Genomic DNA, 12,500 nt, shown 5'->3' on the forward strand with positions numbered 1-12,500 from the left:
ATGTTTATTCTTCAAAAATGTAATCAAAAAGTAAAATTCCTGCCGTAATGGTTACGCCGGCATATCCCAACAAAGCCCAAAAATCATTGAGGTAATTATCGGTAAATCCATCAATAAGTGCCGCTTTGGTCGTTCGCACGAGAATAAGAATTAACGGAAAAAGCAGCGGTATGCTGAGGACTGAAAAGATAGCACCTTTTCGATCGGCCTGCGAGACAATGGCTCCCAGCATGGTGGACACCCCGGATAATCCCGCGGTGCCAAAAAGCAGTACCAAAATAAGTGCGAGCATATCGGCGATGGGCATCCCCAGCAGAAATATGTAAAGTAAAAAGGTAACCAGATTTACGGCTAGAGTGAACAGAAAATTATAGCACAATTTGCCTACAAAAACTTCTGAGGCATTGCTGTGGATACGAAGCAGGTCAAAGGTTTTACGGTCGGTTTCCATCACAAAAGAACGCGAGAGGCTCGATAGTGCGGCGAAGAGAATGACAATCCAAACAAGGGCACTTTTGGGAGTAGGAGCTAGTTGCTCAGCATTGAGAGCAAAAAGAATGAGCAACAGGGATGCTCCAACGAACGCCAGTACGGTATTAATGGCATACCTTGACCGAAGCTCCGTTTGTAAATCTTTGGCTAATACTGCCGATATTCCTTGTAAGAAATCCATCAGCAAAGTTTACAAAATTTGTTCCCAACAATTAAACTGAAATGTAAATTTCGGGATCATAAATTGGTGTGGTAATTAAGTTGTAACAGATGAAAAACGATGAGTATATTTGAACTGCATATGAAATACATAATTTAGATTTTTTCGCATGAATATTTTCAGCTTATTGAATGAAGAAACTGTATTACCAAATCTGAAAGCCAAGGACAAAGCTGAGATATTGGATAAAATGATATCCTCATTAGAAGATATGGTACCTGATGGGGAGATTGAGGAAATAAGAGAGGCTGTATTTGAGCGCGAGCGCATTATGTCTACGGGGGTTGGCAAAGGCTTGGCTATTCCGCACGGTAAAGCATCAGGAATTACGCAGACTTATGCAGCATTTGCCATTTTAAAAGAACCGGTTGATTACGAAGCTATCGACAGTGAACCGGTAAATATGGTTTTTCTGTTGGTTGGTCCACAAGCCAGCAATAACTTGCATATAAAAATGCTGAGCCGTATCTCAAGACTGATGAATAATACTGAATTTAGGGAACGACTGCGTAGCTGTTCTACAGCGGAAGAAATTATTGAAGCTTTTAAAAAAGAAGAGCACGTTGCGCTGAATGGTTAAAATTTGTACAAAGCAATAAAGTTGAGATTTATGTCTCAAAAAAAATCTATTTGTTTGGGTGCAGGGGTGCTTTGCGCACTTTTGTTTACAATCGGTACTGTTCAGGCACAGCAAATTATTTTCTCACCTGATGTTGTTAACACCATCGAAAATAGCCGCGCCAACGATGCTTTTTGGTCGGTTATTGTTCGTGATACAACGGGCAAGATTTTAGAAGGATATAATTTTGAAAAGCTGGTACGTCCTGCATCCAATTTAAAACTGTTGACATCTGCGGCAATTTTAGATGAATTGGGGCCCGATTATCAGTTCCAAACAAAAATGTACGGCATTGGTAAACAGGTAGATGATACCTGGCAGGGTGATATCATAATTCGTGGCGTCGGGGATCCATCCATAAGCGGAGAGTTTTATAGGGATGATCGTTTTCATGTGTTTGATAAATTTTTTTCAGCGCTTTATGACAGAGGCATTCGCAAAATTGACGGCAACTTGATTGGCAGTGATTCCTTCTTTGATCAACAGCCGTACCCCAAGGGATGGAGCTGGGAAGATCTTTCATTCTATTATGGGGTGGAGATCAATGCTTTGTCATTTAATAATAATGCCGTAGATCTGACTGTATATGCCCGGGGAAACGTGGGTGAAAAACCGGAAATTGAATGGTTCCCGTTTGATACGGATTATGTGAATTTTATTAATAATCAGGTGATTACACCTGCTGATACGGAATACGATGAGTTTTATCGCCGAAAGCCCGGTACCAATACCATTGTATTGGGCAGTAAATTGCCTAAGGGATATGTTGAAAAGGAGTCGCTTTCGATAGATGATGCACCTCTCTTTTTTCTGGATACTTTCAAAAAGTATCTCGAGGATGGAAATATTGAACTTAGCGGTGGCATCATTGTAGATAGTAAACCCCAAGAGTGGAACCGAAATAGATATCAACAGTTGGCGGAACATGTGTCGGTACCTTTGGATTCTATGTTTACGCAATTGAATAAAGAGAGTGATAACTTTTATGCTGAAATGCTGCTTAAAACGGCTGCTGCTGAGCACTTTGATGCCGCGGGTAGTACTGAGCTGGGCATAAGTTTGGTAAAAGATTTTGCCAAATCTATGAAAGTGGACACTACACATCTTGAAATGCAGGATGCCTCGGGCATGGCAGCGGCTACCTTGTTAAAAACGGAGGATTTAAATCAGTTGTTGGTAGAGATGAGAACCCATCCATACTTTGATGTTTATAAAAACAGTTTGCCTGTCGCTGGAGAGGATGGCTCATTAAAAAATCGATTTGTAAATTCTCCCCTCAACGGAAAAGTATTTGGGAAAACAGGTTATGTTTCTGGTGTACGCAGCTTAAGTGGCTATATGAAAGGTATTTCGGGCAGGCCGTTAGTATTCTCGGTGGTAACAAATAACTATACCGAAAAGACGTCTTATGTCGATACCATTCAGGAACAGATTTTAGAAAATATTTACGCAAAATATTAAGCATCCGATGTCTGACAAAAAACCAACTATTCTAATAACGGATGACGAAAAAAGCATCCGGAATTCACTGCGAGATATCCTCGAATTTGAAGATTATGCTGTGCTTGAAGCAGAAAATGGGGAGGAGGTTTTTGATCTGCTGGATGAAAATCGAGTAGATTTGATGTTGTTGGATATTAAAATGCACGGTATGGACGGGATTGAGATTCTTTCCAAATTGAAGGAGGAGAATTATCAGTTTCCGGTTATTATGATTTCGGGTCACGGCAATATTGAAATTGCCGTAGAGGCTACGAAAAAAGGTGCTTTTGACTTTATTGAGAAACCCCCGGATTTAAATCGATTGCTGGTGAGTGTGCGTAACGCACTTGATCAGCATCGCCTGTCCGAAGAAAACAGGTCAATAAAATCGCGCCTCCCAGATGTACCCGAAATTATTGGCGAAAGCGATGCGATTAAAAAGATCAAGCAGACGATCGACAAGGTGGCGCAAACGAATTCCCGGGTGATGATTACCGGTGAAAATGGAACGGGGAAAGAGCTTGTGGCCCGTTGGATTCACGAGAAAAGTGATCGCAGTAATGGTTCTTTTGTGGATGTTAACTGTGCAGCGATCCCCGCTGATTTGCTGGAGAGTGAGCTTTTTGGACACGAAAAAGGAGCTTTTACCGGAGCCAGCAGCCAGCGTATTGGTAAGTTTGAGCAGGCTGATGGTGGGACGCTTTTTTTGGATGAAGTCGGAGACATGAGTCCCGATGCCCAGGCGAAAGTGCTGCGGGCATTGCAGGAAAATGCTATTGTTCGGGTGGGGGGCTCCAAAAAAATATCAGTTGATGTTCGGGTGATTTCGGCGACTAATAAGAATCTTTTGGATGAAATAGAAACCGGTGGGTTCCGTGAGGATTTGTATCATCGATTAAATGTGATTCCTATCCATGTGCCGCCGTTGCGAAAACGAAGTGAAGATATCCCGTTGTTAGCTAAAGACTGCCTTCAGAAATTGGCTGAAAAGGATATCATGTTTTCTGGGGTTAGCTTCACAGATGAGGCACTTGAGGAACTTAAAAAACAGAATTGGTCTGGTAATGTCCGTGAGCTCCAGAACGGCATCGAGCGGTTGGGATTGCTGGCTGATGATTCGGAGATAAACAAAGAAGATGTACAGGCACTAACGCTTTCAGGAGGCAAAAAAAGTGACACGTTTACTGATTTAGCGGATAATGTTGAGAGCTTCCAAAAGTTTAAGGAATCGGCCGAACGGTTATTTCTGATTCGTAAACTGGAGGAAAACGACTGGAATATTTCTCAAACGGCTGAAGCGATTGATATCCAGCGCAGTCATATGTATAACAAAATGAAAAAATACGATATTGAGCGTTGATCATACGCAATAAGAGTATGAAGACCTGTTAATAAGTTCACCTTTTAGCGGATTTTGAACAAATCATAATTTATTATCTAATACCGACTACTAATGTCAGCGAATATAATAGACGGCAAAAAAGTTGCACAATTAACACGAGACGAAGTTCGAAAAGATGTTGATGATTGGATGGAAACGGGCAATCGTCCACCCTTTTTACAAGTAGTGCTTGTTGGAAACAATCCCGCATCGGATGTATATGTGGGTGCCAAAACAAGAGCATGCAAAGAAGTTGGAATTGAAACCGACACTATGCGTTTGCCGGATACCGTTTCGGCTAAAGAGTTAAAAGCTACCATTCATAAATTAAATAATGATGATTCGGTAGATGGTATTCTGGTTCAGCTGCCGCTACCTAACCATCTTTCAGCACATGATGTTATTGAATCTATAGACTACCGAAAAGATGTGGACGGCTTTCATCCCATGAATGTAGGTCGGTTAACTGTTGGGCCAACCAAGCTTTAGATCATGTACGCCCGCCGGAATTATTGAACTTTTCAAACACTATAGTATTCCCACAAAAGGAAAGCATGCCGTAGTTGTTGGCGCCAGTAATATTGTAGGACGGCCGATATCAATACTGTTGAATAAAGAAAGCGGAGAACAAGGTAAAGCTACAACGACTGTCTGTCACAAATATACTAAAGATCTTACCCAACATACCATAGGAGCTGATATTTTGGTCGTTGCAGCGGGACAACCGGAGCTCATAAAAGCAGAGATGGTAAAAGAAGGGGTGGTCGTTATTGATGTGGGGATCAATCGTGTAGCGGATGAAACCAAAGAAAAAGGATACACGCTTGTTGGCGACTGTGATTTTGAAAGCGTTAAAGAAAAGGCCAGCTGGATTACGCCTGTGCCCGGGGGCGTAGGGCCCATGACCGTAGCTATGCTGATGAAAAACACGTTGCTTGCTGCCAAGAAGTCGATTTATCCAGAATAGAGAAAAAAATAGGACTTACTAAACTTCTAAAGTTTAGTAAGTCTGTTAAAGCTGTAGCTCTCCTTACAAACACTCGCTGGGATTTTCGGGATCTGTATAGCAGGAATCGGACGTCAGGCTTCTGCTGAATTGTAGATCTTGGTCGAGTTTCTCGAGAAATGTGTGAATCTTCTCTTTTGAAGTCCAGCGTTCATGATTATCACTTAGTAGTGGTAGATTATCATGAGATATACCATTGGGGAGGGAATAAGAACTTTGCTTTCCGACATCAATAATCTCGTGAGCCACGACCATATCTTCTAATTTATCTTGAACCCAGCGCGTAAAGGAATCTGAATTTTGATAGTAAAATCTGAACATAATATTCTGTTTTAAACTTGGTACTCTTTACAACATTTCAAAACTGATAGCGGTTCCACCACCCGGAGCCATCCAAAGCTCAAGTACCGTATTACGGTCAACTTCCTTGGTATCAATTTCATAAGCAGTGGGATTTTCTTCCCAATGCGCATTTTGCCCGTCTTTGTATATTCTAGCTTCGTAGGTTTTATCAGCATCTAAAAAGTCGAGTGATACTTCTACGGTACGCTCATTTTCATCTGTTACAGCACCAAGAAACCAGTTATTGCTGCCTTTTTCTTTTCGGGCAGTCACTACATAATCACCAATGTTGGCATCCAGAACATGTGAGGCATCCCAATCCACAGCAACATCACGAATGAATTGGAACATGGGATGAAAATCTCCGCTATCCGTCAAGTAATTTTCCGGTAAGTCAGCGGCCATCTGCATAGGGCTGTAAAGCACCACATAAAGTGCCAACTGATTAGCCAATGTAGAACCAACTTGTTCGTCATCGCTATACTTATCAAAGGTAATATCAAAGATACCGGGAGTATAATCGATGGGCCCACTTAATACGCGTGTAAAAGGCAGAATAGTCGTATGTTTGGGTGGCATGCCTTCGCTCCAGGCGTTGTATTCCATTCCGCGCACTCCTTCGCGGGTCATCATATTGGGATAGGTGCGGCGCAAACCAGTTCCTTTAATAGGTTCATGAGCATTAATTCCAATCTGATATTCAGCTGCTTTTTCCAATACTTTACGGTAGTGGCGAACCATCCATTGCCCGTGATGATATTCGCCATTGGGGATAATACCGCCGGCATATCCCGTTTTTACATGATGAATACCCAGATCATGATAGAGCTGGAATGCAGTATCGAGCCTGGTTTCGTAATGGGCAGCTTGTCCTGATGTTTCGTGATGACCAACGAGTGCCACATTATTAGCCTTCGCGTAATCAACTACCTCTTGCAGATTAAAATCGGGGTAGGGCGTGGTAAAGTCGAAAAATCCCAGCGAATCGGTGCCCCAGTACTCCCAGCCGGTATTCCAGCCTTCGATTAGCAGCCCTTTAATATCTGCTTTACTGTTAAAATCAATATACTGTTTTGCATTTTCAGTAGTAGCCCCGTGGGTTGATCCTCCTTTATCACCAAAAGAACCTTCTGCCGTTTCTTCTATACCCCAAGTCGATTTTCCGAGTTGCATCTCCCACCAAATACCGGTGTATTTCATCGGTTCTATCCATGAGGTGTCTTCTAATTTATTTGGATCATTAAGGTTTTGAAGGATAAAGGATTCGGCCAGATCACCGGCGTTTTCTCCAACTTGAATGGTGCGCCATGGAGTAGAAAATGGAGCTTTGGTTTTTACTTTGGTGCCATCAGCCCAGGGGACGAGTTCACTAACTAATGTTAAATCCTCCCTTACACCCAGCGTCATTCCGGCATAATCGGTTAAGTTTGCTTCGTGAAAACTTAAAAATACTCCATCTTCTGTCTTCATTGTGATCGGAGTATTTGCTGCATTAAAGTTTTCGATCTGACGATCAACGCGTTCGTTTTCGCCGGCGTATTCAGATGCGTCAATTTCGCTGACTTTTGTTTGTTTGTAATTATACTCGTAGCTGTCGTAATCGGCAGGAATCCACCAGCTGGTATGATCGCCGGTAAGAGCAAATTCGGTTTGTTCATCCATAATAAACAAGCTGTCAGCCATCGATTCTTGAGCGGGAAATTCAAAACGGAATCCAAGCCCATCATCAAAAACTCTGAAGCGAAGATGTACAACCCTTTGGGGATCAGCTGTCTCTTTTAGAGATACCAACAGTTCATTATAGTGATTCCGAATTTCTTTTTGTTCTCCCCAAACCGGTTGCCAGGTTTCGTCAAAAGATCGCCTTTCAACACTTGTGATTTGTAAATCGTCTTTTAAAGGAGGAAGGTTTTTGAATTCAAATCCCAAGCCCGAAGTGTCAATAATCTGTTCTTCACCATACTGCACCGTGTATTGAGGATTTCCAGAATCAGAAAGAGAGAATGTGACTGATAGGTTTCCATCCGGAGAAGAAACAGTCGATAATTTATTCATTATATCGCAACTAAAAATTAAAAGAGAACTAACAATTGCGAACGAAAGCGCTTTCAAATAATGCATCATAAGTAAACTGTTGGTATAAAGTAATTATTGACAGGTCTTAAAATTCATGGTTTTGGTATAAAAAACAACTATTCGAAAAAAGAAAACAGGGGATGAATATGTAACCAATAAGTTATTTAAAGAGGGGTGACATACTGCTGTCACTTATGGTTATTAAGTTAGAGATGAACATCAATTAAACAAAGGAAACCCATTATGAATACCGCGATTAAAACTAGTCAAATACGTCTTGATACTAATTTAGAGCCGGTTCTTCGCAAAGTTTTAAAAGAGGCAGAAAAAGAGCACCGTGAGCTCCAGGATATGTTTAAACTAATGGGATGGGGCGATATTCCCGATGCGCTTAAAATGGAAATCAAGGATGATGTATCAGCTATGGTTAATGAATTGAAAGGCCAGTATTCGAGCTGCGATCCCTATGTAGAACGTCGGCGCCAACGCGTTGTTCACTGGGTAGAAAGTTATCGTGATGGTATCTGCTCACTGGATACTGCTATTGAGGCCTTGCATATAAAATCGTTGTGATATTATAGGAGAGGCGCTTGGCTGCAAGCGTATGTGAGCGACCTTGCTTAGCATTTTTTTAGGAAATTCTGTTAAGCAGGTCGCCCACATTTTTTTTATCTTTGCCCAAACCGGAATCACAATACTTGCAGACCGTTTCTACCATGAAAAATTCCTCTCCTTTTGACCGAATTTCACGCCAGGGCTTAACCTATGATGATTTACTCTTAGTACCCGCTCACTCCGAAGTTGTACCTCGGGATGTGGATACAAGCGTGGATTTAACTTCTGAACTTACACTCAATATTCCCGTGATTAGTGCGGCTATGGATACCGTATCGGAGTACAGGCTGGCTATTGCACTGGCGCGCGAAGGAGGAATTGCCATACTGCACAAAAACATGTCGATTGCGGATCAGGCCGACCAGGTACGCATGGTAAAGCGTAGTGAAAGCGGGATGATTGTTGATCCGATTACATTGGGTAAGGACGAAACCGTACGAAAAGCGCGCGGACTTATGAAGAAGCACAAGATTGGCGGAATCCCAATTGTGGAAGATGATAATACGCTTATTGGTATTGTGACGAATAGGGATTTGCGTTTTGAGCACTATGTGGATAAGAAATTGAGCACCATTATGACGACCGAGAATCTTATCACGGCGCGTGAAGGTACCACATTAGAAGAGGCGGAAAAATTACTGCAGGAGCACAAAGTTGAGAAGCTGCCTATTGTGGATGAGAATATGAAGCTGGTGGGGCTCATTACGTTTAAGGATATTGAGAAGAAAATGAATTTCCCTAACGCATGTAAGGATGATATGGGTCGCCTGCGCGTGGGAGCAGCCGTTGGTGTTACAGAAGATACTCTGGATCGCGTTGAAGCATTGGTTAATTCCGGTGTGGATGTCATCACTATTGATACCGCGCACGGCCATTCGCAGGGCGTGCTGAACATGGTGAAAGACGTTAAAAATCAATATCCCGACCTGAATCTAATCGCTGGAAATATTGCTACCAAAGAAGCTGCAAAAGCTCTTGTTGATGCGGGGGCAGATATACTTAAAGTGGGTGTTGGACCGGGATCTATTTGTACAACTCGCGTTGTCACAGGCGTGGGCGTACCGCAATTAAGTGCGGTGATGGAAGTTGCCGAGTATGCTCACGATGCTGGTGTTAGCGTGATTGCCGATGGTGGAATTAAGCAAACGGGTGATATCCCAAAAGCACTGGCCGGGGGAGCACACGCAGTAATGATGGGGTCGATGTTTGCGGGAGTTGATGAGGCACCAGGTGAGACCGTTATTTATGAATCGCGCAAGTACAAGTCGTACCGAGGAATGGGAAGCCTGGGAGCAATGGAACAAGGATCAAAAGATCGTTATTTCCAGGATGTTGAGGATAACATCAATAAGCTTGTACCCGAAGGCATTGAAGGACGAGTTCCATATAAAGGACATTTAAGCGAAGTGGTTCATCAAATGACTGGCGGATTACGTGCTGCCATGGGTTACTGCGGAGCGCCTGATATTGCCAGTCTGCAGCAGGCTGAATTTGTTCAGATTTCTGCAGCGGCTTATAAAGAAAGTCATCCTCATACGGTAGAAATTACCAAGGAAGCCCCGAACTATTCAGTAAGCTAATACAGTAAACTGATGATTATTTACGGGCGTTAATGAGGATACTTACCCCAATTACCAGAAAGATAAGGTGAGGGAGCGTTGCTGCCAACATGGGATCAATTTCTCCCTGACCACCGAATGGTTCAATCACTTTCATCATCACCAGGTATAGAAAGCTTACGGCCAGCCCGGCCGCGATATAGAATCCTTTACCGCCGGCCCGTCGAACCGAAGCCAGGGAAAATCCCACGATGGTTACAACAATGATTGAAAAGGGATAAGCATATCGCCCGTAGAGCTGTACTTTGGGTAACTCAACACCACCGGCGCCGCTGCGCTCGATGGATTGAATATAATTTTGAGCTTCTGGATAGGTAAGCTGATAGATATCCGATGTTTTGCGTGTTAAATCGCGCGGATAGATATTCAGTGTTGTATCCATTGAATCGATATGGACTTCGGTATACCCCATTTGGGTAAAGATTTGTTTTCGTACATTTTCAAGCTTCCAGTGCTGTTTTTCTTCTTGCCATATCATGCGTTGAATGAACAGCTTTTCGCTGATACTGTCGCCCTCAAAGTTTACTACATCTACCCGATATCCGGTTCCTTTATCAGGATTGAAATAATTTATTTTAAAGATAGAGTTTTCGGATTCCTGCCGAAAAATGCGGTTTGTATCTACTTTATCGGACTTTCCGGACAGATATTCCGATTCAAATGCAAGGCGTGTTTCATTGGCATTGGGAATTACATACGCATCCAGATAACTCATGGTGGCTGTCATTAAAAAGGCGAAAGCCAGATAGGGTAAAATGAGTCGGTACAGACTAACGCCGGCTGCTTTTAGGGCGGTAATTTCGAGTCGTTCAGCCATTTGGCCGGTCAAGTACAGGCACGCAATAAATACGGCAACAGGTATAATTAAGCGAATTATTTCAGGGATGTAATTGAGATAATATACCCCGAATATTTGGGCAAAAGTGGCTCCTTTATCGGTAAAATCCTCACTGTTTTCTGAGAAATCGATAACGATAAAAATGAATATCAGCACCATCATCACAAATAATGTGATGGTCAACATTCTAAAAAAGATATAACGATCAATTTTTTTAGTCACGTTGACTCCACGGTTTTGAAAGTTTAAAAGGAGTGCTAATGCTTATTACCATCATTAGTCCGATGGCACCAAGCACAATATCTGACAGCCACATGCCGGTGAACGGTGAAATAAACAGGCGGTCAGCCATCTTTTCGCCCTGAATAATGGAAATCCAGTAAAAGGTTAAAAATACCGTACCAATAAGAGCTGCGTATCCCAGGTTGCCTTTCTTGGTGTACATACCAATGGGAGCACCAAGCAGAACAAATACAATACAGGCGATGGGGATGGAAAACTTTTTATGGATTTCGACGAGATATTGTGCGATTTTTTCGTGTCGCCACTCGGTATCCGAAACAACGTCTTCAATAAACGATTTATAGTTGCGCAGTTTCATCAGACCAATATCGTGCAGTCTTAATTGGGCGGATTTTGAGTGTAATTGTTGCAATGCCAAATACTTACTTTCATAAGGAATATCGGTAGTGTCAGAATCTGATTGTGTTAATTCGGACTCTTTGTTTTTACCCGTATTGAGTTTAGTAAGGGTAGGATAGATGTAATTTTTGTTTTTTATGATATGTTTTTTTTGTTCGTCGATCTGATTATTCAAGGAGTCAACAACGCTACTCATCGCTTGGATGTTCATAGTACGGTCGTTGCGGGAACGATCAGCGGGATTGGAACGCGAAAAGGCTAAGTCTGAAAGGTCAAAGCTGATGCGATACCGATCAAAATGAGTCTCTTCAAAAACGTCAACCAGTTGTCCTTTCTGTCTGCGATCAAGTTTTCGAAGCACCGATCCGTCATGAAGAAAAAGGGTAAGTGTTTGTCCACTTTGTTTACTTGCGAGCCGTCCTTTTTCAGCCTTTGATGTAGGCTTCTTTACGATCACGGGTGGGATGCTGGTATATGGTAACATCGCGAAGTGAATCGGATTCGTTGGTGATCTCCTTGACAAGGAAGGTGTAATTGTCGATCCCTTCGTAAAACTCGTTTTCTTTTAGATCAAAGCCAGGTTTTTTAAGACGGATATCAATAAATAGCGACCGGGCCCGCTGATTAGCATCGGGAAGAATATCATTGGAAAACCATATCAGAAAAATGGAAAGAAGTATGGATGCAACCAGAACGGGATTTATAACATGGATGGGATTGATACCAGCGGCACGGATAGCCGTCAGTTCATTCAATTCGGTAATTTTTCCATAAGCCATTAATGAAGCCACTAACACGGCCATTGGCACGGCAAGCACTACCATCGAAGCCAGATTCGTAATAATAAGCTCCAAAATAACCTCTAACGGCAATCCCTTGCCGATAAGTAGATCAATATAAAGAATCAGAAATTGCATAAGCAGCAGGAACATCAGCGTACAGAAACAGAAGATGAAGGGGCCTATATGCCGCTTAAGAATATCTAATTGTAGTTTATTGGGTAGTAATCGCATATTGTTGATTAATTAGGGAGCCTAAAATTAGGTCTATATGGGTTCTTTACAAAATGGATATTTATTATGACTACAAATTCAGAGTTTGTACTTTTATGGAAAGCAGGAATCCATTATAATTCTGCTGAGTGCATGGGGACAATCATTTCAATAAA

General features: G+C 42.3%; 11 protein-coding genes and 1 pseudogene. 6 read left to right on the forward strand and 6 right to left on the reverse strand.

Going from position 1 to position 12,500, the window contains the following annotated elements; genetic code table 11:
* Positions 1-4: 4 nt before the first annotated feature.
* A complete protein-coding gene (locus tag U5J89_RS10600) occupies positions 5-673 on the reverse strand; it encodes a heme exporter protein CcmB (RefSeq protein ID WP_322575601.1) in 669 nt (222 codons plus the stop codon).
* A 148-nt stretch (positions 674-821) separates the two neighbouring features.
* Between U5J89_RS10600 and U5J89_RS10605 the strand changes: the two genes are divergently transcribed.
* From U5J89_RS10605 to folD, 4 genes and pseudogenes are all read left to right on the forward strand, one after another.
* Positions 822-1,292 carry a PTS sugar transporter subunit IIA gene (locus U5J89_RS10605; RefSeq protein WP_322575602.1) on the forward strand — a complete coding sequence of 157 codons (471 nt, stop codon included), beginning with the start codon at positions 822-824 and terminating at the stop codon, positions 1,290-1,292.
* Positions 1,293-1,322: 30 nt separating this feature from the next.
* On the forward strand, positions 1,323-2,792 hold the full coding sequence (gene dacB / locus U5J89_RS10610) for a D-alanyl-D-alanine carboxypeptidase/D-alanyl-D-alanine-endopeptidase (protein WP_322575603.1): 1,470 nt from the start codon (positions 1,323-1,325) through the stop codon (positions 2,790-2,792).
* Positions 2,793-2,799: 7 nt separating this feature from the next.
* Positions 2,800-4,173: a sigma-54 dependent transcriptional regulator gene (locus U5J89_RS10615; RefSeq protein WP_322575604.1), complete on the forward strand. Its 1,374-nt coding sequence runs from the start codon at positions 2,800-2,802 to the stop codon at positions 4,171-4,173.
* Positions 4,174-4,266: 93 nt separating this feature from the next.
* Positions 4,267-5,161: pseudogene (folD, locus tag U5J89_RS16000) on the forward strand (bifunctional methylenetetrahydrofolate dehydrogenase/methenyltetrahydrofolate cyclohydrolase FolD).
* A gap of 63 nt (positions 5,162-5,224) precedes the next feature.
* Here folD and U5J89_RS10630 read toward each other — a convergent pair.
* Positions 5,225-5,521 (reverse strand): hypothetical protein, encoded by a 297-nt coding sequence (locus tag U5J89_RS10630; protein ID WP_322575607.1) that lies wholly within the window; start codon positions 5,519-5,521, stop codon positions 5,225-5,227.
* 27 nt (positions 5,522-5,548) lie between these two features.
* Positions 5,549-7,597, reverse strand: coding sequence for a glycoside hydrolase family 97 protein (locus U5J89_RS10635; protein WP_322575608.1), 2,049 nt, complete (start codon positions 7,595-7,597; stop codon positions 5,549-5,551).
* Positions 7,598-7,861: 264 nt separating this feature from the next.
* Here U5J89_RS10635 and U5J89_RS10640 point away from each other — a divergent pair, with 264 nt between their 5' ends.
* Both U5J89_RS10640 and guaB read left to right on the forward strand, forming a co-directional pair.
* Positions 7,862-8,191 carry a hypothetical protein gene (locus U5J89_RS10640; protein ID WP_322575609.1) on the forward strand — a complete coding sequence of 110 codons (330 nt, stop codon included), beginning with the start codon at positions 7,862-7,864 and terminating at the stop codon, positions 8,189-8,191.
* 143 nt (positions 8,192-8,334) lie between these two features.
* A complete protein-coding gene (guaB, locus tag U5J89_RS10645) occupies positions 8,335-9,813 on the forward strand; it encodes an IMP dehydrogenase (protein WP_322575610.1) in 1,479 nt (492 codons plus the stop codon).
* Positions 9,814-9,829: 16 nt separating this feature from the next.
* Here the strand turns inward: guaB and U5J89_RS10650 are convergent, their stop codons facing one another.
* Genes U5J89_RS10650 through U5J89_RS10660 form a run of 3 tightly spaced genes read right to left on the reverse strand, consistent with a single transcriptional unit; the run spans position 9,830 to position 12,345 of the window.
* Positions 9,830-10,912 (reverse strand): LptF/LptG family permease, encoded by a 1,083-nt coding sequence (locus U5J89_RS10650; RefSeq protein ID WP_322575611.1) that lies wholly within the window; start codon positions 10,910-10,912, stop codon positions 9,830-9,832.
* A complete protein-coding gene (locus U5J89_RS10655) occupies positions 10,905-11,789 on the reverse strand; it encodes an LptF/LptG family permease (RefSeq protein WP_322575612.1) in 885 nt (294 codons plus the stop codon). Before U5J89_RS10655 ends, U5J89_RS10650 begins: the two co-directional genes overlap by 8 nt.
* Positions 11,758-12,345: an LptF/LptG family permease gene (locus tag U5J89_RS10660; protein ID WP_322575613.1), complete on the reverse strand. Its 588-nt coding sequence runs from the start codon at positions 12,343-12,345 to the stop codon at positions 11,758-11,760. Before U5J89_RS10660 ends, U5J89_RS10655 begins: the two co-directional genes overlap by 32 nt.
* Positions 12,346-12,500: the final 155 nt, after the last annotated feature.

The organism is Fodinibius sp. (genome assembly GCF_034521915.1).
In the GTDB taxonomy this organism is placed as follows: Bacteria; Bacteroidota; Rhodothermia; order Balneolales; family Balneolaceae; genus Fodinibius.